The following is a 20,707-nucleotide window of genomic DNA, read 5'->3' as shown; positions in this document are numbered from 1 at the left end:
TTCAGGGCTCAATGACCAGAGGCGATCAGGCCGCCAGTTCTGTCACCGCCTTTTTGGCGCTTTCCAACGCGGCTTCGGGGTTCACCGCCATCTGATCCGCAGCGATGACCGCTACATCATGGATGCCGATAAAGCCCAGAACGTGACGCACATAGTTGGTGGCAAAGTCGATCTCGGATCCGACGGCAGTACCGCCCGACGCGATTGCCAGAATGGCGCGTTTCCCCTCCAGCAACCCTTTTGGGCCGTTCTCCGAATAGGAAAAGGTCAGGCCCGCGCGGGCGACCAGGTCGATCCAGGCCTTGAATGCAGCGGGGACCGAGAAGTTGTAGATCGGCAGGCCGATAACGATGGTATCGGCCTCTTGCAATTCGGTCACCAGCGCGTCCGAAAGGGCCAGCCGGTCGCGCTGCAGGTCGTCGCGCTGCTCGGCCGGGGTAAAGTTGGCGGCGATCCAGTCTTCGGTCAGCAGGGGCAGGGGGGTAGCCAGGTCGCGGCGGATGATGCGGTCCGCACCCAACTGCCGGACGATGCTGTCAGACAGGTCGCGGGTGGTCGAAGCAACGCGGCGGGCAGAGGCGTCGATATGCAGGATGGTTTTAGCCATTTTCTGGGTCCTTAAGGTCAGGGTAATCTTGTTCTGATCCCAATATGGCTGTTGCGTTTGCGAACAAAACTCGGATACATCAACAGTTATTGTTGGAAATTGCACAGAACGGTGTGACGATGGACAATTGGGATGAGGTGAGGACCGCCTATCAGGTGGCACGCATGGGAACCGTCAGCGGTGCGGCCGAGGTTCTGGGCGTGCACCACGCCACGGTGATCCGCCACATCGACGCGATCGAGGCCCGGTTGGGTGTCAAACTGTTCCAGCGCCATGCGCGGGGATACACCCCGACCGAAGCGGGCGACGATTTGCTGCGCGTGGCGCAGGCTACCGAAGACCAGTTCAACCAGCTTGTCGGCCGGATGAAGGGGCGCGGTGACGATGTATCGGGCGAACTGGTGGTGACGTCGCTGGGCTCCATCGCGCCATTGGTGGTGCCGACGCTGACCGAATTTCAAAAGGTGCACCCCGAGCTGATCGTGCGCTACCTGACCGGAGACCGCCTGTTCCGGCTGGAATATGGCGAGGCGCATGTTGCAATCCGTGCGGGATCGGCCCCGGATCAACCCGACAACGTTGTGCAACCTTTCCGGCAGGAAGAAGTCGGCCTCTATGCCAGCACCTCGTATATCGAACGGCACGGCAAACCCTCAGGCATCGAGGATTTCGGAAACCACCACTTCGTCAGCTCTGACGATGAAAGCAGCCGCGCGCCGTTCACCCGGTGGCTGCGTAACACGGTATCCGCCGACCGCATCACCTTTCGCTGCACTAACAATTTCTGTATGCGCGAGGCCGTTCTGGCCGGGGCCGGTATCGGCTTTATGGCCCGTTGGGAGGCCGCCCGTCATGACACTCTGGTCGAAGTGATCGACCCGCTTCCGGAATGGTTCGGCAACCTTTGGCTGGTGACCCATGTGGACCTGCACCGAACGACCAAGGTGCAAGCGTTCCTGAGTTTTCTGAAAGAAGCCTCCAAAGGCTGGTGTCCATGAACCCGCAGATGCGTGGCCATCTGGCCATGCTGGCCTTTTCGGCCCTAGTCGCAGGCAGCTTCTCGCTTGGGTCGATGATTGCCAACGAAATTGCCCCTGCTGCCTTGAATGCGGTGCGCTTTGCCATTGCGGCTGTGGTGATTGGTGTGGCGGCATTGGCGACAACCGGTCTGTCCCGCAGTGCCGCACAGGCGCCTTGGCGGTATCTGGTGCTGGGCGGGTTGTTCGCCACCTACTTTGTCCTGATGTTTTACGGGCTGCAAACTGCCCCGCCGGTCAGCGCTGCCGCGGTTTTCACCCTGACCCCCGTTGTCTCGGCCATTGCGGGTTGGGTCCTGCTGCGCCAGATCACCACGCCGCGCATGGCAATGGCCCTGACCATCGGTGCGATTGGGGCGCTATGGGTGATCTTTCGGGCCGACTGGCAGATGTTCCGCGCCTTCCAGATCGGCGGGGGCGAGATCATCTATTTCTGGGGATGTGTTGCGCACGCGATCTATACCCCCATGATCCGCAGGCTGAACCGCGGAGAACCTGCCGTCGTGTTCACGTTCGGAACGCTGGTTGCCGGGTGCCTGTTATTGGTCCTGTTCGGCTGGTCCGACCTGAAGGCGACCGATTGGGCAGCTCTTCCCGCCATTGTCTGGATCGGGTTGTTCTATATCTCATTCTTCGCAACAGCGGCCAGTTTCGTTCTGGTGCAATTCTCCTCGCTTCGGCTGCCGTCGGCCAAGGTCATGGCCTATACCTATCTGGTGCCAAGCTGGGTGATCCTGTGGGAAATCGCGCTGGGCAAACCTGTCCCGACGGGATTGATCCTGGGCGGTGTGGCGCTGACGGTCATTGCCCTGCTGATGCTGCTGAAAGAAGAGGCCCCGCGCAACAGCCCCCAACGCCGGGCAGCTGAATAAGGCCGCTCCCGGTCTGAAACCGGTACGGATTGCCCACGAATTCCAAAGGCAAAATCTGTTGAGCCAGATCAAGGCAGGCCCTTGGTCTCAGGACTACCTTGGAAGGCGGACAAAAGGAGGAGATTATGTTCAAACATATCATGCTGCCGATTGACCGCCACCTGCCGCCCGAGGTTCGAAAGGCCGCAGATGTCGCCGCGCAGGTGGCAAAATGGCAGGGCGCCAAGATCACTCTGGTCAGTGTCAGCGGGGCCCATATGGGTGCATCCTCGGAAACCGAGGCCGAGATAGACAAGCAACTGGCCGACTTCACCGAACAGCTTGCATCAGAAGGCGCGGCCGAAGTTGCGGTGCGCAAGATACACTCGGTCGATGTTGCTGCCGAAGTGGACAGCGACCTGACCCGCGCAGCGGAAGAGATCGGTGCAGATCTGATCATCGTGGGCACCCATGCGCCCCGGATCACCGACTACATCTTTTCCAGCCACGCCGGATATCTGGCCAAACATGCCAGCATGTCGGTCTTTGTGGTGCGCTAGGTCTCGTCCGAGATCGGAAGCTCGACTTCCAGAAACCGTTCGAACGCATCCAGGTTGATGGGTTCGAACTGACCGAACCCCTGCATCCAGACCGAAGCGTTGCGCAGCGCGTCGGGTTCCAGCTTGCACCATTTCACCCGGCCGCGCTTTTCCTGTGATATCAGCCCGGCCTTGGTCAGGATGACCAGATGTTTCGAGATCGCCGCCAGCGACATCTCGAACGGCTCGGCCACATCCGTCACGGCCATATCGTCCTCCAGCAGCATCGCCAGAATGGCGCGGCGGGTGGGGTCGGCAAGGGCTGCAAACACGGTGTCGAGATCGTTGGACATGGGTCTTTCCTAATGGGCGAGAACCCGTTTGACAATTTCCCCCATCACGTCACTGTTCAGCGGCGATGCGCAAAGGGGGCGGCTATGGCGCTGAAATACTGGCTGGTGATCTGCGTCCTTGGCATCGGGTGGGGCATGTCTTTCATGTTCAATGCCATATTGCTGCGCGAACTTGGGCCGCTATCCGTATCGTTGGGACGCGTTGCATTTGGGGCGCTGGGCTGTTGGATCTATGTGATTGCCGCCCGCATGCCGGTTCACCTGACACTCCGGCGTGCCATCGGTCTGCTGGGGTTCGGGGCGCTCAGCTATGCAGCTCCATTTGCGTTCTATGCGCTTGGGCAGCAGCATATCGCGTCCGGCGTGGCAGGGATCGTGAATGCGACAACACCGGCCTTTGCCGTCATCGTTTCGCATTTCTGGCCGGGAAGCGAGCGTGCGACGCTGTTGAAATCGCTTGGCGTGTTGTGCGGCTTCATCGGGATTGTCGTGTTGTCCGTCCCGATTTTGCGCAATGGCGAAACCTCTCAGTTCTGGGCGGTTCTGCTGACCCTGTGCGCGCCGATCTGTTACGCGTTTTCCGTCAACATTGCGCGGGCCTTCCGTGACATGCAGCCGGTGGTGCTGGTCGCCCTGGCCCTGACAGGAGCGACATTGGCGATTTTACCCCTGGCGCTTTGGCGTGAAGGCCTGCCGGTGATCGAGCACACTGAAACATGGCTTTCGTTGCTGATGATCGGTTTTGTGCTGACCTCGGCCGCTTTCATTGCCTTCTACTGGTTGCTGCCCAGAGTCGGGCCAACCAACATTTCGACCGTCACGCTGATCGCGCCGGTTTCCGCCCTGATACTTGGAACCTGGGTTCTGGGGGAAACTCTGCAACCCGAACATTTGATGGGCATGGCGGCGATTTTTGCCGGGCTCTTGCTGATCGACGGACGCCTTGTTCGACACCTGTGGCCTCAGCGCACGCACAAAGATCAACCAAAAGGTTGAATATGGGTTTTTGGGAGATTGTTGCCGTTCAGGGCATGGGCAAGCAATTTGGCTGGACGAGTTAACCAGTAATAACAGTTTAAAAACAACACACTAACCTGCGTCATTTCACGCCATCAACGCCGTTGACTCTGGGCCTTTCGCGCCTTAGCACCATGCGCAAGACAGCGCGAGGATTCCGTCCGTGACCGATGACGACCAAAAGCAGCGTATGGCGCAGCTTGAGGCCAAGATCGACGCGGCGAAAAAGGCCAGACAACCGGCTGCCCGCGCTGACAGTGACATATCCGGGGGCGAGCTTGCCTGGAGGATGGTCATCGAAATGGTTTCCGGTCTGGGGATCGGATTTGGCATCGGATACGGGCTGGACAGCCTGCTCGGGACAATCCCGATCTTTCTGGTGCTGTTCACATTGCTGGGCCTTGTCGCGGGCGTGAAGGTTATGCTCCGCAGCGCGAAAGAGGTTCAAGATAAACAAGCGGCCCATATGCAGGCCGAAAAGGACGAGAGGGACTGAACGTGGCAAGCGAGACCACCGCAGCACACGGCGCCGAAGGCGCAGACCACGCAGCAGAAGCCAGCAGCCTGGTGTTTCACCCGATGGACCAGTTCATCGTCAAGCCGCTGTTCGGTGGCGAGATTGCCTGGTACACCCCCACCAACGTGACCCTGTGGCTGTTCCTGGCCATCGTGGCGATCTTTGGCCTGCTGGTTCTCAGCACATCAAAGCGCGCCATCGTCCCGACCCGGATGCAGTCGATTGCGGAACTGGCCTATGGCTTCATCTACAAGATGCTGGAAGACATCTGCGGCAAGGACGGTGTCAAGTACTTCCCCTATGTCATGACCCTGTTCATGTTCATTGTGACCGCAAACTTCCTGGGCCTGATCCCGACCTCGTTCACCACCACGTCGCATTTCGCCGTGACCATCCCGCTGGCGCTGGCCGTGTTCCTGACCGTGACCATTCTGGGTTTCGTCAAGAACGGTGCCGCGTTCCTGGGCCTGTTCTGGGTCTCCAGCGCGCCGCTGGCGCTGCGCCCGATTCTGGCGATTATCGAGCTGATCTCGTACTTCGTGCGCCCCGTCAGCCACTCCATTCGTCTTGCAGGTAACGTCATGGCGGGCCACGCGGTGATCAAGGTGTTTGCGGGCTTTGCCGCAATTTCCCTGATTTCGCCCGTGTCGGTTCTGGCGATCACCGCAATGTACGGTCTCGAGGTCCTGGTGGCCTTCATTCAGGCCTACGTATTCACCATTCTGACCTGTGTTTATCTGAAAGATGCGCTGCATCCTTCGCACTAAGGTCCGATAACCCAACATCGAAACTTCCAATTCGTAAGGAGATACATCATGGAAGGCGATCTCGCACACATCGGCGCAGGCCTGGCAGCAATCGGTTCCGGCGCAGCCGCAATCGGGGTGGGCAACGTTGCAGGCAACTTCCTGGCCGGCGCCCTGCGCAACCCTTCGGCGGCTGCTTCGCAGACCGCAACCCTGTTCATCGGTATCGCATTCGCAGAAGCCCTGGGGATCTTCGCATTCCTGGTCTCGCTGCTGCTGATGTTCGCCGTCTAATCTGCGGAACCTGATCCTTACGCGCAGGTGGGTCCAAGCCATAGCGGCCCACCTGTTGTAAAGACAACGTTCCGACGGAGGACATCATGGCGACTGAACCCATTAGCGAAGAAGTAGTTGGCGCGTGCGTCGACTCGCATGGCTCTGCCATCGGGATGCCGCAGCTCTGCTTCGATTGGTTCCCCAACCAGATTTTCTGGCTGGTCATTACGCTGGTCGTCATCTTTCTGGTCCTGTCTCGCGTGGCTCTGCCCCGCATCGCGGCAATCCTGGCCGAGCGCCGGGGGACCATTACAAATGACCTGGCTGCGGCCGAAGATCTGAAGGCCAAAGCGGTCGAGGCCGAGGAGGCCTATAACAAGGCGCTGGCCGATGCCCGTGCCGAAGCGCAGCGTATCGCGGCCGAAGCACGCGCAGAAATCCAGGCTGGTCTGGATGATGCGATTGCCAGGGCGGATGCGGAAATCGCTGCAAAGGCGGCTGAATCGGAAAAGGCAATTGCCGAAATCCGTGCCGGTGCGCTGGAAAGCATTCAAGTGGTCGCCAAGGATACGGCGGCTGAACTGGTCACCGCGCTGGGCGGCGAGGCGGATGCCAAAGCCATCGACAGTGCCATTGACGCGCAGATGAAAGGATAAGTGACATGCGGAACACTCTTGCCCTTATCCTGACCGTTGGTGCCGCCAGCCCCGCGCTGGCTGCAAGCGGTCCGTTCTTCTCGCTTGGCAATACTGACTTTGTCGTCCTTCTGGGCTTCATCGTTTTCATCGCGGTCCTGTTCTACTTCAAGGTGCCGGGCATGATCGGCGGTGCGCTGGACAACCGTGCCGAAGGCATCAAGGCCGAGCTGGACGAAGCCCGCGCCCTGCATGAAGAAGCACGCAGCCTGCTGGCTTCGTACGAGCGCAAGCAGCGTGAAGTGCAGGCACAGGCCGACGCGATAGTCGAGGCGGCCAAACAGGACGCGGCTCTGGCTGCGGACCAGGCGAAGGTCGATCTCGAAAAGTCGATCGAACGCCGTCTGGCTGCTGCGCAGGACCAGATTGCCTCGGCCGAAGCCTCTGCCGTTAAAGACGTGCGCGATCAGGCCGTTTCGGTTGCGATTGCCGCTGCCAGCTCGGTTCTGGCCAAGCAGATGACAGCCGCGCAGGCGAACAAGCTGATCGATGCCTCGATCGCAGATGTGGGCGCCAAGCTGCACTGACGGGGACACCGGCCGGTAAAAAACGCAGATGACCCGAGAGCATTGCGCTGTCGGGTCTTTTGTTTTGGTGACGGGGCTGATTGTATTGACCGCAACATCACCCGGATTCTGTACCCTTCAGAGGGTCTGAATGTTCCGCTTGGGGTCTAAGGGTGCGAAAAGAGCAGGGAAAGACGGGCCGTGGCAGGCGAAGACGTTTCGATGAATATTGTTGGGGTGGTCAGGAACGGCGGGGCCGCGCTGATCGAAAGCATCAACAGGATCGAAGACCTGACCACCCGCTTGCACCGCTATTCCGTGACCATCGCGACAAACGACAACGCCGATCGTACAGATCGGGTTCTGTCCGAATTCGCGCGCCGCGACCCGAATGTGGACCTTGTCCGCATGGATGGTCTGGCGTCCAGACTGCCAGACCGGGTCGAGCGGATCACGGCGGCCAGAAACGCAGTCCTCAACAGGCTGGAAGAACGCGACAGCGGTCACGACCTGACACTGGTGCTGGATCTGAACGGGCCGAATGTCTGTCTGGACGTTCAGACGGTTCTGACTGCCGCACAACGGTCCGCACCGCGCTGGGAAGGTGTCTTCGCCAATTCCCAACCGGCCTATTACGATATCTACGCCCTGCGTTGCGCGGGCTGGTGTGACGAAGACGTCTGGCAAAGAATTCAGACAACGCGCAAACCGCTGTTCGGGCGCCGAAAGTGGCGGAAAGTTCTTCTGAAATCAGCGGTTTTCGACCGGCAGTACCACATCCCGTCCGATATGCCCCTGATACCGGTCGACAGCGCCTTCGGCGGTGCAGGAATGTACAAGACCCGCGCCTTGCGTGGCCTGCGCTATTCCTGCCGGGACGAAAAGGGCGACCTCGTGTGCGAGCATGTGATGCTGCATAAACACCTCAGGGACCGGGGCGCGCGGCTGTTCATCGACCCGGCCCTGACAACCATCGCCCCGAATGACGATCTGGGCGAAGGCAGCGGCGCACCTTTCCCGTCACACCTGATCCAGCCCGAGACCGGGGCCGCCTGATCCCTGAGGGCACTTGGAAAGCGCTAGGCCTGACGGGTTTCGTGCTGCAACCTTTGCTGCGCAACAGCCTCGTTCCGCTCGGCCTTCTGCTGATCGATCATGCAGCGTTCGACAAAGCTCAGATGCGTTTCGACGGCCTGACGTGCGGCTGCCGGATCGCGGGCCTGAAGGGCTGCGTTGATAGTGCTGTGCTGGTCCAGAATGGCCTCGCGGGTCGCGCGCTGCCGGAACATTGTCCGCCGGTTATAGAACACACCCTGCACCAGCAGGTCATACATTGACCGCATCATATGCAGCATCACCACATTGTGGCTGGCTTCGATGATGGCCATATGAAACTCGGCATCCAGCTGCGCCTCTTGGTCCGCAGCGTTCCGGTCATGGGCCGCCCGCATCTTGTCATAGATCGTCTGAACAACCTTCAGGTCGCTTTCTGATCCCAGCCGCGCGGCCCGTTCCGCCGCCAGCCCCTCCATGTCGCGGCGAAAGGACAGGTAATCGAATACGGCCTCGTCATGGCTGCTGAACAACCGGATCAGCGCCGGCGAAAAGGCCGAGCCCAAAACCTCGGCCACATAGATCCCGGAGCCGGCTTTTGTTGTCAGCAACCCCTGTTCCTGAAGCTCGGACACCGCATCGCGCAGGGACGGGCGCGACACACCCATCCGTTCGGCCAACTCACGCTCGGGCGGCAGGCGCTCCCCGGGGCGCAGGATGCCGCGCAGGATCAACAGCTCGATCTGGCGAACGACCGCAAGTGACAGTTTTTCCGTCTGAACTTTCTGAAATGGCATGGTCCGTTCCGAAATTGGTCAACTCATTTGACCATGGACAGGGGGGCTGTTCAAGAATACCCGGTCACATCCGCTGAAATATTAGGTCAGAAGTGTTGACTTTAATTTGAGAAAGCATAGGCTGCGCCGAAATGAGATCGGAGGAGCCTCATGTCCCATCACCCTTTGTTTGCCACCCGGGCTTCCCGGATGAAGGCGTCAGAAATCCGCGAGCTGCTGAAACTGCTCGATCAGCCCGGTATCATTTCCTTTGCAGGTGGCATTCCGGACCCCGCGCTTTTCCCGGCTGAAGCTTTCGCTCAGGCGTTTCAGCAGGCATTGGGGCCGGACATGCAGGCGCAGGCGCTGCAATATTCGGTCAGCGAAGGCTATGCCCCCCTGCGCCGGTGGCTGGTGCAGCACATGCGCGAAATCGGGGTGGAATGTGACATGGACAACGTCCTGATCACCTCGGGCTCGCAGCAGGCGCTGGATTATCTGGGCAAGCTGTTCCTGTCCCCCGGCGACACGGCTTTGGTCGGGTGGCCCACCTATCTGGGCGCGCTTGCCGCGTTCAACGCGTATGAGCCGCGCTTTGACCGGCTTAATGGCAACAAGGGGGCCGATGAATTCAGGGTTGCGGCAGGGGATGGCGCTGTGAAATTCGCCTATCTGTCGCCCGATTTTGCCAATCCGACAGGCGAAACCCTGACCCGCCCGGGTCGTGAGGCATTGCTGGACCTGACCGACGAACTGGACTGCGCGTTGATCGAAGACGGCGCCTATCAGGCACTGCGCTATGACGGCGATCCGATCCCGCCAATCCTGGCTCTGGAACAGGAGCGCAAGGGATCGATCGAAAACTGCCGGACGATCTACTGTGGCAGCTTCTCGAAAACCCTGTCACCGGGTCTGCGCATGGGGTGGGTTGTTGCGGCCAAGCCGATCATCTCGCAGATGGTTCTGCTGAAACAGGCGGCGGATCTGCATTCGGCGACCATCAACCAGATGGCCGTGCATCAGGTGGCGGAAGCGTGCTTTGACACCCATATCCCGAAAGTGCGCGACACTTACCGCGCGCGCCGTGATGCGATGCTGGGTGCGCTGCAACAGCACATGCCCGACGGGGTGGCTTGGACGCGCCCCGAAGGCGGCATGTTCGTCTGGGTGACACTCCCGTCGGGAATCAGCGGGTCTGACCTGCTGGCGCAGGCGCTGGATACGGTGAAAGTGGCCTTTGTGCCGGGGCAGGCGTTTTTCCCCGACGGCAGCGGGGCGAACACGATCCGGCTCAGCTTCTCGAACTCGGACGAGGCGACGATCCGCGAAGGTATCCGCCGGTTAGGCGAAGTTCTGCGCGCCTGACGTCCAGAAAGGTTCTGTTAACCAAATTGCTGCAACTCTGCGGCATGATCCGGTTTCTCGCTCCGCTCCTGCTGGCCGCCTGCGCCGCCGGGACCCCGCATTTCCGCGACGTTCCGGCCACCCGCGTGGCGGTGAACGGTAGTGTGTTCGACGTGCGCGTGCGCGGCGATCTGGCCGAGGCGGTGCGGATCAACGCGCAATACGCCCCGCGGCTTGGCCCTGTTCGGGATCGCGCCGCGCTGGCCATGGCGCAGGTTTCAGGCTGCCCGATCCTCGACGTGCTGGGTGACGCGGCTGTCACGGTTGGTGTACTGGGGTGTGACCGCGAGGCGGGGGAACGGCTGTTGCTGACCGCTATCTCGACGCCCCGGTATGAATGTATCGACTATGGTATCTATGAAAATGTCGGGGGCGACAGCGGCTATCAGGTCTTCGAATGCAGCCCATACTGACATACGCGTGTTCCTGCGCATTTCGGCAAGATGTTGTGGATAACTTGCACTGATCTCCCATATCCTGCGCAACTGCGTTGACTCGGACCCCATCCCTTGCGCAGACTTTCAATTCATAGGAATCACGGGACACGCGGCCATTGCGTTTCAGCAAGCTCAAACTGACCGGCTTCAAAAGCTTTGTTGATCCGACCGATCTGATCATCGCGGACGGGTTGACCGGTGTGGTGGGTCCGAACGGCTGTGGCAAGTCCAACCTTCTGGAAGCCTTGCGCTGGGTGATGGGTGAAAACCGCCCCAAATCCATGCGCGGCGGCGCGATGGAGGATGTGATCTTTGCCGGTGCCGCCACACGGCCCGCCCGCAATTTCGCCGAAGTTGTCTTGACCATGGACAATTCCGAACGTCTGGCGCCTGCGGGGTTCAACGACACCGACCAGCTTGAAATCGTGCGCCGGATCACCCGCGATGTCGGCAGCGCCTACAAGACCAACGGCAAGGATGTGCGCGCGCGCGATGTGCAGATGCTGTTCGCGGATGCCTCGACCGGTGCCCATTCCCCCGCGCTTGTGGGGCAGAACCGCATCGCCGAGCTGATCAGCGCCAAACCCCGCGCCCGCCGCCGCATTCTGGAAGAGGCCGCCGGGATCTCGGGGCTCTATCAACGCCGGCATGAGGCCGAGCTGAAGCTGAAAGCGACCGAGTCCAACCTGACCCGCGTCGATGACGTGCTCGAGCAGTTGGGTGGGCAGCTTGCGCAACTGGCCCGTCAGGCCCGTCAGGCCGCACGCTATCGCGAAATCGGCGAACAGCTGCGTCAGGCCGAGGGAATGCTGCTCTATCGCCGCTGGAAAGAGGCCGACATGGCCCGCCAGCAGGCCGAAGACAAGCTAAGGGACCGGATTTCCGAGGCCTCCCGCGCCGAGGCCGAGGCCCGCGCTGCCGCCGCAAAAAGGGCCGGGATCGAAGAAACCCTGCCGCCCCTGCGCGAGGAAGAGGCCATCGCCGCCGCTGTCCTGCAACGCCAGCAGGTGCAGCGCGATCAACTGACCGATCAGGAAACCCGCGCGCGCCAGACCATTGAAACGCTGACCAGCCGCATTCATCAGCTCGGAAAGGATATCGAACGGGAAACCGGCCTGAACCGCGATGCGGGCCAGATGATCGAACGGCTGGAATGGGAAGCCCGCGAACTGGCCAAGGCTGCAGAAGGGCATGACGCGAAGGTGGCGGAAGCCGCAGAAATTGCCCGCGAAGCGGCTTCGATCCTTCAGGACCGCGAAGACCACCTGTCGCAGCAGACCGAAGATATGGCGCGTCTTGTCGCCCGTCACCAGTCGGCGCAGCGTCTGGTCGAAGACAGCCGCAAGACACTGGCCCGCTCTGAGGGGGAAGAGGAAAAAGCCCGGCTGGCCGTGGATGAGGCCAAAACAGCCCTGACCCGCGCCAGCGAGGCGTTTGAAACCGCGCAGGAGGGTGAGGAAGAAGCCCGCGAAGCCGCCGAGGCCGCCGAAGAGGCGCTGGCCGCCGCAGATGAGCTGCGCAATGAAACGCAGGCCCGCGAAGCCGAGGCACGCGCGCAACGGTCCGAGGCCGAAGGTGAATTGGGTGCAATCCGCGCCGAAACCACCGCGCTTGCCAAGCTGGTGGAACGCGACACGGCCGAGGGCGGGCAGGTGATGGACCTGCTGCGCGTGGAACCGGGTTTTGAGAAGGCTCTGGGTGCTGCGCTTGCCGATGACCTCCGTGCGCCGCTGGTCGAAGGTGACGGCCCGTCCGGCTGGGTTCAGGTGGCAGGTTATGACAGTGATCAGCCCTTGCCAGATGGGGTCGACCCGCTGGCGCTGCACGTGTCGGGGCCGGACAGGCTCAGCCGTCGCATTGCGCAGATCGGACTGGTCGATGCGGATCAGGGCGCGCGGCTGCAGGCGTCGTTGAAGCCGGGCCAGCGTCTTGTGTCCCGCTCGGGCGATCTGTGGCGCTGGGACGGGTTCCGCGCCTGGGCCGAGGATGCGCCAAGTGCGGCGGCGCTGCGACTGGAGCAGCTCAACAAGCTTGAGGCGCTGAAACAGGAACTGGCCCGCACCGAGGCGCAGGCCGACGGCGCCCGCGCCGCGCATGAAACCCTGTCGCGGCAACTGGCGGACGTGACCGAGGCCGACCGCCGCGCGCGCGAAGCCCGCCGCGCCGCTGATCAGCGCATGGCCGAAACCGCACGCCAGCTCAGCCGCGCCGAGGCGGATCGCAACCTCGCGCAGGGCAAGCTGGAAACCCTGACCCTTGCCGTGGACCGTCACAAGGAAGACGCCATGTCCGCCCGCGTGCAGCTGCGCGAGGCCGAGGCGGCGCTGAACGATCTGGGTGACCTCGACAGCGCCCGCGCCGAGGTTGAGGACATCAAACAGACAGTCGAGGCGGCGCGGATCACCATGCTGACCCACCGCTCGACCCATGATGAGCTGCGCCGTGAAGGCGACGCCCGCACCCGTCGCACGCAGGAGGTCACCAAGGATCTCAGCGGCTGGCGGCACCGTCTGGAAACGGCCGAGAAACGGATTTCGGAACTGGCCGAGCGCAAGGAAAGCTCGGAAGAGGAACTGACCGAGGCCATGGCCGCTCCCGGCGAAATCGCCGAGGCACGGGAAGAGCTCAACGAGTTGATCGAAGCCGCCGAAGCCCGGCGGGCCGATGCCGCCGACAAGCTGGCCGAAGCAGAAACACAGTTGCGCGACGTGGTGATGGCCGAGCGTGAGGCGGAACGCCTGGCCTCGGAAGCCCGCGAAAACCGCGCCGCAGCCGAGGCGCGCTGTGACGCGGCAAAGGAAAGCGTGCTTGCGGCAGCAGAACGAATTGCCGAAGACCAGCAACTGACCCCGAACCAGTTGCTGAACCAGCTGGACGTAAACCCCGACCAGATGCCCGCTGCGGATGCTCTGGAGGCCGAAGTGAACCGTCACAAACGCCAGCGTGACGCCATGGGCGCGGTGAACCTGCGGGCCGAGGAAGACAGCAAGGACGTTCAGGAAGAATTCGACACGCTCAGCAGTGAAAAGGCCGATCTGGAAGAGGCGATCAAAGCCCTGCGCAGCGGCATCTCCAGCCTCAACCGCGAAGGGCGCGAACGTCTGCTGACCGCTTTTGAACAGGTGAACTCGAACTTTGCCATGCTGTTCAAGCACCTGTTCGGCGGTGGCGAGGCCAATCTCGTCATGGTCGAAAGCGACGACCCGCTGGATGCGGGGCTGGAAATCATGTGCCAGCCGCCGGGCAAGAAGCTCTCGACCCTCAGCCTGCTGTCGGGCGGCGAACAGACCCTGACCGCGACCGCGCTGATCTTTGGCGTTTTCCTGGCCAACCCGGCCCCGATCTGTGTGCTGGACGAGGTTGACGCGCCGCTGGACGATGCCAATGTCACCCGTTTTTGTGACCTGCTGGACGAGATGTGCCGCCAGACCGACACCCGTTTCCTGATCATCACCCACCACGCGGTGACCATGGCGCGCATGGATCGTCTGTTCGGCGTCACCATGCAGGAACAGGGCGTCAGCCAGCTGGTTTCGGTCGACCTGAAAAAGGCCGAGCAGATGGTGGCCTGACCGCTCACCGCAACGTTATGATGATTGCAGGCATAACGCGCTACCTTGGCCTCATGACGCGTTTTCTGATCCCCGCCCTCATCGCCGCCACTTCAGTTGTCGCCGCTGAATGGCCCGTCAAATCCGGCGATGTCCCGCTGACAGTGGCCGAGCTTGACGCCCTCGCGGGCCAGACGCTGACCTTCTACGATGATGGTCAGGCCAAGTTTTCGGCGGGGGGCGCTTATTCCTATACCTACGCGGGCGGGGGGTCTGCATTCGGAACCTACTCCATCGCCGATGACGGTTCCGTCTGCATCGCGTATCGCAACGGGTTCAGCCGCTGCGACCTGTATGTCCACAGTGGCGAGCGGCTGATCCTGATCGATCAGAAAGGGGATAGGTACCCGGTGCGGCCCAAATAAAGAAGTCACAATTTGGGCCGGCCATGTAGGCAACGGACCAATCCGCGCAGCAATCTGAACCCGCGGCAGACGTTAACGGCTATGTTGGGAACACCAGCCAAAAATGCGCGCCCGAAGATAGGCCAGAACCAAACTGTGGGCACCTCGACACAGCGCACTGGCGCAAAGCAGGGTAAGTCGCGCCAAAACAGCAGCCGCGGTTGACGAGCCACACACCGCTTCGTTAGTGCAGCAGCGACCCCGTTTCGGCTTTGGGCAAGAGGTGCTGTTTTGGATTTTCAAGTTGCAAGTTTCTGGTTTGGCTCGCCGTTATCTTGCGTTGAAAGAGTATGCATTCAGTCCTTTCTGGATCATGGCTATGTCTTCCACCTGTACGTGCTGGATCTGAACATAGATGTTCCCGACGGCGTCGTTGTTCATGATGCCCGCGAAATCTATACAGATGAAACCACCGAAAACCTGACCGGTGGCCGGAGACGGATGGCGGTCTATTCAGACATCTTCCGGATCCACATGTTGCAAAAAACCGACTATGTGTGGGTTGACCTGGATATCTACTGCGTCCGGCCGCTGGATGTTCCACCGGACTATCTGTTTGGTGTCGTCTGGCGCAATAAGGCGATGAACAATTGCGTATTGCGTCTTCCCAAAAATTCTCTGGCACTGAAGCTGATCCTGAATTTCCTTGAATCAGAAGTCCCGATCCCGTTTTGGTTGGGCAGTGATCACATTGAAAAACTGGTCAAACGCTATGAGGCGGGCGAGACACTCACGCTCTACGACCTTCCGTGGACGACAACCGGCCCAAGCGTGACCCGCTGGGCGCTGGGGGTCACCGGTGAAATCGACCGAGGCCAGCATTGGCATTTATATTGGCCGCGTCGCGGGTTTCTGGACCCGGTCGAGAACATTGAAGACTACGAACCCGATTGGGCCCGGTTTCACCACTTCCAGGGCGAAACCCGCAGTGGTATTCGCAGCAAATTTGGCGGTGTTCCTCCTAAGGGAAGTTATATCGATATTGTCTGTCACAGACATGGAATTGACCCCGAGAAATATCCGGTCACATAATCAGCGGTGACGGTGCCAATATCGTCGAATAATCTTCGGGTTTTGCGTCATAACACAGCAGTGCGGGCCGCTGGATCAGAGTTTTCCCAGCAACTCCATCGTTGGCCATGCGTCCGCAGGCAGGCCCAGACGTTTCTGCTCCGCCTGCGTCGCAGCTCGCGTCCCTGACCCCAGGATCCCGTCGATCTTGCCCACATCATATCCTTTGGCCTGAAGCTTGGTCTGCAACTGTTTCATCTGTGCGCCATTCAGGCCCTGCGCGGGATTGCCCGCGTCATAGATCTGGCCGCCTTCAAGCCGTGTTCCGAAATAAGCGGCGGTCAGAACATAGACAAAGCTCTGGTTCCATTCGAAATAGACATCGAAATTCGGGTAGGCCAGAAAGGCAGGCCCGTTGTGCCCCTGTGGCAGGATCAGCGAGGCGGGCAGGTTGGCCAAGGACCCGCTGCGCGCCTGAACGCCCATCGCCTGCCATTCAGCCACCGAACGCGGTTTGCCGGGGCCGGACAGGGACCAGTCCATCTGCGCGGGCACGGTGACTTCCTGCAACCAAAGCTCACCCGCGCGCCATCCCAGATGAGACAGCATTCTGGCCCCCGACATCAGCGCATCAGGGGCCGAGCTCTTCAGGCGGACATGCCCGTCACCGTCACCATCGACGCCGTTTTCCAGTATGTCACGCGGCAGCATCTGCACCATGCCGATCTCTCCGGCCCATGCGCCGGTGGTGCGGGCCGGGTCGAAATCACCGTTCTGATACAGCTCGATGGCGGCGAAGATCTGCGGCCGGAACAGCTCCGGGCGGCGGCAGTCATGGGCCAGTGTCACCAAAGCGTTGCGGGTGTTGAAGTCGCCCTGAAACGATCCGTAATCGGTTTCAAATGCCCAGAAGGCCAGCAGCACCCCGCGGGAAATGCCATACTCGCGCTCGATCCGATCAAAGACCGCATCGTATTTGCGCGACATCGCTTGCCCGCGTTCGATCCGGTTTTGCGAAATCAGACGACGGGAAAACTCAATAAAGGGCTTCTGAAACACGCCCTGCGCCCGGTCGGCCTTCAGCACAGCGCTGTCCTGCTGCACCCCGTCAAAAAACCCGTTCACCGCTGATTTGTCCAAACCCTGCTGCACGGCTTCGGTCTTCAGCCCTTTGACAAAGGAGTTAAATCCACCGCCACATTGCGCCAGCGCAGGTGAGGTAAACAGGGCGGCGGCGATCAGGCCAGAGAGTATACGCATGAAAGGGTCCGTCAGAATATCAGTTCGGCCCCAACCCACACTGACACGAGCGCAAGCGCAAGCCCCCAAACCCGCCAGAGCATGTCACATGCGCGAAAAACTTCTGATGCACCGATCTCGCGCGGGGCGTCGCCATTGACCCAGGCCAGATCGCGCACTTGCCCGTCATAGCTGCGCGGCCCTGCCAGCGCGACATTCAGGGCGCGGGCCATGGCGGCTTCGGGCCAGCCAGCGTTGGGCGAGATATGACGCCGCGCATCCCGCACCATCTCAACCCAGCGCGACCATTGGCCGGACAGCGCCACGATCATCACGCAGGTCAGGCGGGCAGGGATCAGGTTCAGCAGGTCGTCGAACCGGGCCGCGGCCCAGCCAAAATCGCAGTACGTTTCGGTGCGATAGCCGATCATGCTGTCGGCGGTGTTCACCGCCTTGTACACCAGCAACCCCGGAAGCCCGGCGACCAGAAACCAGAATGCAGGGGCAATGACCCCGTCGCTCAGGTTTTCAGCCGCGCTTTCTATGGCGGAACGCGCCACCTGTGCTTCGGTCATATCCTGCGTGTCGCGCGAGACGATCATAGCCACCTGCGCCCGCCCGTCTTCCAGCGAGGTTTGCAACCCGTCACCAACCGCGCGGACATGGGCAACCAGCGACTTTTGCGCCAGCAGAATCGCGCAGCCAAGAATTTCAACCACCGGCCCCAGTAGGGACAGACCCCACCCAAGGCCCCATGCGCCGCCGATCAGAAGGGCAAGCACCGCCACCCCCTTCAACCGCCGACCGCGCCCGTAATTCAGGCGTTTGTCCAGCCATCCGATCAGGTTGCCGATCATCACCGCCGGGTGTTTGACGCGGGACCAGAGCCAGTCGGGCTCTCCCAGAGTGGCGTCCAGACACATGGCGCAGACCAGCATCAGGGCAGGGCTCACAGCGCGGCCTCCAGCCTGTCCCACCCCTTTTCCGGTGGCAGACCCAGACGCAGAAAGGTTGTTGAATAAGGAAAGATACGGCTCCAGATATGGGCGCGGGCCAGCCGGTCCTGCCACCCCAAGGCGTCATCAACCCGATACAGACGAAACAGGCTGGTGCCACCGACAATTTCCGCGCCCCTGGTCAGCATCAGCGCATCCAGCCGGGCCGCCTCATCCGCCAGTCGCGCGCGTGTGGCATCGGCCCAGTCATCGTCCGACAGGGCTTGCGTTCCAACCCGCAGGGCCGGGCCGGACACCGACCAGGGTCCGGTCAGGTCGTTCAGGCGGTTGATCAACTCAGGCCGCCCGATGGCACACCCAAGCCGCATCCCGGCCAGCCCCCAGAACTTGCCAAAACTCTTCAGCACGATCACGCCGGGACGTTCCGCCATATGGATCAACGATGCCTCTGGCGTGACATCGCAAAAGCTCTCGTCGATCACGGTCAGCGGGGCCGAGACATCGCGTTCCTGCCAGATGCGCCCGTCCGGGTTATTGGGATGCACGATCACGCGGGCGTCAGCCACGCCCTCAGGCTGAACACGCCACCCCTGCGCCGAAAAGGCGGCGGCGTGTTCGTTATAGGTAGGCGGTGTGATCTGGACACGCCCTGGCGCGGCCAGCGCCGGAATGCGAGAGATGACAGCCGATGCACCGGGTGCCGGCAAGATTGCAGCCCCTTGCGGCACGTTCCAGAACCTGCGGGCCGCATCACTCAGCCGTTCAAAGGCACCGTGATCCGGCAATTCGGCCCAATCCCCGGTGGTCAGGCCCGCAACGGCGTAAGGATGCGGATTGATTCCGGTCGACAGATCGATCCAATCTGCACGCGCTCCGCCATACCTGACAATCGCCCTGTCCAGCCCCCCGCCGTGGTCGCGAACTGCGCGGGGGTCCAAGCCGTGATCAAGTGTACTCATCTGCTCTCTCTGCGGGGATTGACCGGTTTCGGGGTGCTTCAAGCGGATTTTTGCCATTTACACAAGCAAATCCGCCCGAACACGCAAGCGTGCGGCTGCTGTTAACACTTTGTTAAGGAAATAACGAGATCACGGACCACGGGGGTCGGCACCACTCACCATACCAAGTGCCGAGGTTGTTGCAAATGAAAGTTCTGATTGTTGAGAGTAACCCCGACCTTGGTCGGGTCTGGAAAAGACATCTGGAGCGGCAAGACGCCGAAGTCACGCTGGTTGACGCTCAGGAGGCCGCCATTCTGGCGCTCTATGGCACGGATTTTGATATCATCGTGCTGGATCTGGTTCTGGAAACCGGAAGCGCATTGGCTGTGGCCGATTTTGCCAGCTATCGCCGCCCCGAGGCGCGGGTGATTTTTGTCACCAACACCACCTTCTTTTCCGACGGGTCGATTTTTGCGCACAGTCCCAATGCCTGTGCCTATGTTCAAAGCGAAACGCCGCCAGAGGATCTGGCGGCGATGGTCGAACATTACGCTGCGGGGCGCTGACCGCGTCCATGCGGCTCCATGTAATCCAGCACCGGGTTCACCGGAATGATCCGGTGCGGATTGATGCTGTCATGGCTGTAGTGATAGTGGCGCACAATGTGGGCCATGTTCACGGTCTCGGCGACACCGGGCCACTGATACAGCTCACGCGTATAGGCCCATAGGTTCGGGTAATCGACCAGGCGCCGCCGGTTGCACTTGAAATGCAGGTGATAGACCGGGTCGAAGCGGATCAGGGTTGTGAACAACCGCCAATCGGCTTCGGTGATCCGATCCCCCATCAGATACCGGTTCCGCGCCAGACGCTCCTCCAGCCAGTCTAGCGTGTCGAACAACGGGCCCACGGCGGCGTCGTAGGCCGCTTGCGAGGTGGCAAAACCCGACTTGTAGACGCCGTTGTTGACATCTGAATAGATGCGCGCGTTGACCTCCTCGATCTCGTCCCGCATCGCCTCGGGCCAGTAATCGTCCGTATTGCCAGTGATGTCGTTGAAGGCCGAATTGAACATGCGGATGATTTCCGAACTTTCGTTCGAAACAATGGTCTCTTGCGCCTTGTCCCACAAGATCGGCACTGTGACGCGACCGGAATAGGACGGATCCGCCTTGGTATAGATCTGATGTGCATAGCTCAGCCCGTAAAGACGGTCACCCGTGGCACCGTGATCATCCGCCTCAAAGGTCCAGCCGTGACCCAGCATGTCGGGATGCACGACCGAGACCGAAACCAGATCGCTCAGCCCCTTCAACGCGCGAAAGATCAAGGTGCGATGCGCCCAGGGGCAGGCGTGGCTGACATACAGGTGATACCGCCCGGCTTCGGCCCGGAACCCGCTTTTGCCCGACGGTCCCGCGCGGCCATCGGCGGTCAGCCAGTTGCGAAACTGCGCCGCGCTGCGTTTGAATGCGCCACCCGTGGATTTGGTGTCATACCAGGTGTCTTGCCATTTTCCATCGACCAGCAGGCCCATATCTCATCCTCCGCATAGGCGTTTGGCCAAAGATAGGTCCAAGCCCCGCCTGTTCCTATGCATTTGCCCGCGCACAAGACCTGCATGCGCGCACAGGCAATGCTGGGATTTCTGTGCAACAAACCGCAGGCACAGCCCGTTGCGTGAACGCGTTCACTGGATTTTTACAACAGTTCCCGCACAATAGAGGTCAT

Annotated in this window: 23 protein-coding genes; 16 read left to right on the top strand and 7 right to left on the bottom strand. The window is 61.0% G+C overall.

Annotated elements, in window-relative coordinates; translation table 11 throughout:
• Positions 1–25: 25 nt before the first annotated feature.
• Complete coding sequence (locus ACR0M9_RS16930) at positions 26–607, bottom strand: FMN-dependent NADH-azoreductase (RefSeq protein WP_480487184.1); 582 nt, start codon at positions 605–607, stop codon at positions 26–28.
• A 119-nt stretch (positions 608–726) separates the two neighbouring features.
• Here ACR0M9_RS16930 and ACR0M9_RS16925 point away from each other — a divergent pair, with 119 nt between their 5' ends.
• The 3 genes from ACR0M9_RS16925 to ACR0M9_RS16915 all read left to right on the top strand — a co-directional run bounded on the left by ACR0M9_RS16925 (position 727) and on the right by ACR0M9_RS16915 (position 3,055).
• Entirely contained in the window at positions 727–1,605 is an 879-nt protein-coding gene (locus ACR0M9_RS16925; RefSeq protein WP_480774201.1) for a LysR family transcriptional regulator, read from the top strand.
• Positions 1,602–2,516: a DMT family transporter gene (locus ACR0M9_RS16920; RefSeq protein WP_480774169.1), complete on the top strand. Its 915-nt coding sequence runs from the start codon at positions 1,602–1,604 to the stop codon at positions 2,514–2,516. Before ACR0M9_RS16925 ends, ACR0M9_RS16920 begins: the two co-directional genes overlap by 4 nt.
• A 125-nt stretch (positions 2,517–2,641) precedes the next feature.
• A complete protein-coding gene (locus tag ACR0M9_RS16915) occupies positions 2,642–3,055 on the top strand; it encodes a universal stress protein (RefSeq protein ID WP_267367733.1) in 414 nt (137 codons plus the stop codon).
• On the opposite strand, the gene ACR0M9_RS16910 is transcribed toward ACR0M9_RS16915, so the two are convergent.
• Positions 3,052–3,387 carry an ArsR/SmtB family transcription factor gene (locus ACR0M9_RS16910; protein ID WP_480774168.1) on the bottom strand — a complete coding sequence of 112 codons (336 nt, stop codon included), beginning with the start codon at positions 3,385–3,387 and terminating at the stop codon, positions 3,052–3,054. The two genes, ACR0M9_RS16915 and ACR0M9_RS16910, sit on opposite strands and share 4 nt — an antisense overlap.
• Before the next feature lie 84 nt (positions 3,388–3,471).
• On the opposite strand from ACR0M9_RS16910, the gene ACR0M9_RS16905 reads away from it, so the two are divergent.
• The 7 genes from ACR0M9_RS16905 to ACR0M9_RS16875 all read left to right on the top strand — a co-directional run bounded on the left by ACR0M9_RS16905 (position 3,472) and on the right by ACR0M9_RS16875 (position 8,200).
• Complete coding sequence (locus tag ACR0M9_RS16905) at positions 3,472–4,383, top strand: DMT family transporter (protein ID WP_480774167.1); 912 nt, start codon at positions 3,472–3,474, stop codon at positions 4,381–4,383.
• Between the two features lie 184 nt (positions 4,384–4,567).
• A complete protein-coding gene (locus tag ACR0M9_RS16900; protein WP_480483780.1) occupies positions 4,568–4,900 on the top strand; it encodes an AtpZ/AtpI family protein in 333 nt (110 codons plus the stop codon).
• A 2-nt stretch (positions 4,901–4,902) separates the two neighbouring features.
• Entirely contained in the window at positions 4,903–5,688 is a 786-nt protein-coding gene (locus ACR0M9_RS16895; RefSeq protein ID WP_480538728.1) for a F0F1 ATP synthase subunit A, read from the top strand.
• Between the two features lie 48 nt (positions 5,689–5,736).
• Positions 5,737–5,961: a F0F1 ATP synthase subunit C gene (locus tag ACR0M9_RS16890; protein WP_005981269.1), complete on the top strand. Its 225-nt coding sequence runs from the start codon at positions 5,737–5,739 to the stop codon at positions 5,959–5,961.
• 86 nt (positions 5,962–6,047) lie between these two features.
• On the top strand, positions 6,048–6,599 hold the full coding sequence (locus ACR0M9_RS16885) for a F0F1 ATP synthase subunit B' (protein ID WP_209506152.1): 552 nt from the start codon (positions 6,048–6,050) through the stop codon (positions 6,597–6,599).
• Positions 6,600–6,604: 5 nt separating this feature from the next.
• Entirely contained in the window at positions 6,605–7,165 is a 561-nt protein-coding gene (locus ACR0M9_RS16880) for a F0F1 ATP synthase subunit B (protein WP_480487178.1), read from the top strand.
• A gap of 180 nt (positions 7,166–7,345) precedes the next feature.
• Complete coding sequence (locus ACR0M9_RS16875; RefSeq protein WP_480774166.1) at positions 7,346–8,200, top strand: hypothetical protein; 855 nt, start codon at positions 7,346–7,348, stop codon at positions 8,198–8,200.
• A 23-nt stretch (positions 8,201–8,223) separates the two neighbouring features.
• Here the strand turns inward: ACR0M9_RS16875 and ACR0M9_RS16870 are convergent, their stop codons facing one another.
• The gene (locus ACR0M9_RS16870) at positions 8,224–8,994 is read right to left on the bottom strand and encodes an FCD domain-containing protein (protein ID WP_480487174.1); all 771 of its coding nucleotides are present in this window, start codon (positions 8,992–8,994) and stop codon (positions 8,224–8,226) included.
• A 150-nt stretch (positions 8,995–9,144) separates the two neighbouring features.
• Here ACR0M9_RS16870 and ACR0M9_RS16865 point away from each other — a divergent pair, with 150 nt between their 5' ends.
• The 5 genes from ACR0M9_RS16865 (at position 9,145) to ACR0M9_RS16845 (ending at position 15,861) form a co-directional block, all read left to right on the top strand.
• Positions 9,145–10,338 (top strand): aminotransferase-like domain-containing protein, encoded by a 1,194-nt coding sequence (locus ACR0M9_RS16865; protein ID WP_480487172.1) that lies wholly within the window; start codon positions 9,145–9,147, stop codon positions 10,336–10,338.
• A 44-nt stretch (positions 10,339–10,382) separates the two neighbouring features.
• Positions 10,383–10,790 (top strand): hypothetical protein, encoded by a 408-nt coding sequence (locus ACR0M9_RS16860; protein ID WP_480774165.1) that lies wholly within the window; start codon positions 10,383–10,385, stop codon positions 10,788–10,790.
• A gap of 140 nt (positions 10,791–10,930) precedes the next feature.
• A complete protein-coding gene (locus ACR0M9_RS16855) occupies positions 10,931–14,386 on the top strand; it encodes a chromosome segregation SMC family protein (protein ID WP_480774164.1) in 3,456 nt (1,151 codons plus the stop codon).
• A 53-nt stretch (positions 14,387–14,439) separates the two neighbouring features.
• The gene (locus ACR0M9_RS16850) at positions 14,440–14,790 is read left to right on the top strand and encodes a hypothetical protein (RefSeq protein ID WP_480538723.1); all 351 of its coding nucleotides are present in this window, start codon (positions 14,440–14,442) and stop codon (positions 14,788–14,790) included.
• Positions 14,791–15,060: 270 nt separating this feature from the next.
• A complete protein-coding gene (locus tag ACR0M9_RS16845; protein ID WP_480774163.1) occupies positions 15,061–15,861 on the top strand; it encodes a hypothetical protein in 801 nt (266 codons plus the stop codon).
• A 75-nt stretch (positions 15,862–15,936) separates the two neighbouring features.
• Here ACR0M9_RS16845 and ACR0M9_RS16840 read toward each other — a convergent pair whose 3' ends face one another.
• The 3 genes from ACR0M9_RS16840 to ACR0M9_RS16830 are packed head-to-tail and all read right to left on the bottom strand — an operon-like array spanning position 15,937 to position 18,994.
• Positions 15,937–17,100: a lytic murein transglycosylase gene (locus ACR0M9_RS16840; RefSeq protein ID WP_480774162.1), complete on the bottom strand. Its 1,164-nt coding sequence runs from the start codon at positions 17,098–17,100 to the stop codon at positions 15,937–15,939.
• A gap of 11 nt (positions 17,101–17,111) precedes the next feature.
• Positions 17,112–18,032 carry an adenosylcobinamide-phosphate synthase CbiB gene (cbiB, locus tag ACR0M9_RS16835; protein WP_480774161.1) on the bottom strand — a complete coding sequence of 307 codons (921 nt, stop codon included), beginning with the start codon at positions 18,030–18,032 and terminating at the stop codon, positions 17,112–17,114.
• Entirely contained in the window at positions 18,029–18,994 is a 966-nt protein-coding gene (locus ACR0M9_RS16830; protein ID WP_480774160.1) for a threonine-phosphate decarboxylase, read from the bottom strand. The genes cbiB and ACR0M9_RS16830 overlap by 4 nt, the downstream gene beginning before the upstream one ends.
• Positions 18,995–19,179: 185 nt before the next feature.
• Here ACR0M9_RS16830 and ACR0M9_RS16825 point away from each other — a divergent pair, with 185 nt between their 5' ends.
• A complete protein-coding gene (locus ACR0M9_RS16825; protein ID WP_209506176.1) occupies positions 19,180–19,542 on the top strand; it encodes a response regulator transcription factor in 363 nt (120 codons plus the stop codon).
• Here ACR0M9_RS16825 and ACR0M9_RS16820 read toward each other — a convergent pair.
• A complete protein-coding gene (locus tag ACR0M9_RS16820; protein WP_480774159.1) occupies positions 19,524–20,513 on the bottom strand; it encodes a glutathione S-transferase family protein in 990 nt (329 codons plus the stop codon). The two genes, ACR0M9_RS16825 and ACR0M9_RS16820, sit on opposite strands and share 19 nt — an antisense overlap.
• Positions 20,514–20,707: the final 194 nt, after the last annotated feature.

The organism is Ruegeria sp. CH2 (assembly GCF_056537065.1).
The sequence above is the reverse complement of the archived record's forward strand: the minus strand, read 5'-3'. Positions and strand labels throughout refer to the sequence as shown.

Coding starts and splice junctions, on each gene's coding strand:
- ACR0M9_RS16930 (WP_480487184.1), bottom strand. CDS start 607: ATGGCTAAAACCATCCTGCATATCGACGCCTCTGCCCGCCGCGTTGCT.
- ACR0M9_RS16925 (WP_480774201.1), top strand. CDS start 727: ATGGACAATTGGGATGAGGTGAGGACCGCCTATCAGGTGGCACGCATG.
- ACR0M9_RS16920 (WP_480774169.1), top strand. CDS start 1,602: ATGAACCCGCAGATGCGTGGCCATCTGGCCATGCTGGCCTTTTCGGCC.
- ACR0M9_RS16915 (WP_267367733.1), top strand. CDS start 2,642: ATGTTCAAACATATCATGCTGCCGATTGACCGCCACCTGCCGCCCGAG.
- ACR0M9_RS16910 (WP_480774168.1), bottom strand. CDS start 3,387: ATGTCCAACGATCTCGACACCGTGTTTGCAGCCCTTGCCGACCCCACC.
- ACR0M9_RS16905 (WP_480774167.1), top strand. CDS start 3,472: ATGGCGCTGAAATACTGGCTGGTGATCTGCGTCCTTGGCATCGGGTGG.
- ACR0M9_RS16890 (WP_005981269.1), top strand. CDS start 5,737: ATGGAAGGCGATCTCGCACACATCGGCGCAGGCCTGGCAGCAATCGGT.
- ACR0M9_RS16885 (WP_209506152.1), top strand. CDS start 6,048: ATGGCGACTGAACCCATTAGCGAAGAAGTAGTTGGCGCGTGCGTCGAC.
- ACR0M9_RS16880 (WP_480487178.1), top strand. CDS start 6,605: ATGCGGAACACTCTTGCCCTTATCCTGACCGTTGGTGCCGCCAGCCCC.
- ACR0M9_RS16870 (WP_480487174.1), bottom strand. CDS start 8,994: ATGCCATTTCAGAAAGTTCAGACGGAAAAACTGTCACTTGCGGTCGTT.
- ACR0M9_RS16865 (WP_480487172.1), top strand. CDS start 9,145: ATGTCCCATCACCCTTTGTTTGCCACCCGGGCTTCCCGGATGAAGGCG.
- ACR0M9_RS16860 (WP_480774165.1), top strand. CDS start 10,383: ATGATCCGGTTTCTCGCTCCGCTCCTGCTGGCCGCCTGCGCCGCCGGG.
- ACR0M9_RS16850 (WP_480538723.1), top strand. CDS start 14,440: ATGACGCGTTTTCTGATCCCCGCCCTCATCGCCGCCACTTCAGTTGTC.
- ACR0M9_RS16840 (WP_480774162.1), bottom strand. CDS start 17,100: ATGCGTATACTCTCTGGCCTGATCGCCGCCGCCCTGTTTACCTCACCT.
- ACR0M9_RS16830 (WP_480774160.1), bottom strand. CDS start 18,994: ATGAGTACACTTGATCACGGCTTGGACCCCCGCGCAGTTCGCGACCAC.
- ACR0M9_RS16825 (WP_209506176.1), top strand. CDS start 19,180: ATGAAAGTTCTGATTGTTGAGAGTAACCCCGACCTTGGTCGGGTCTGG.
- ACR0M9_RS16820 (WP_480774159.1), bottom strand. CDS start 20,513: ATGGGCCTGCTGGTCGATGGAAAATGGCAAGACACCTGGTATGACACC.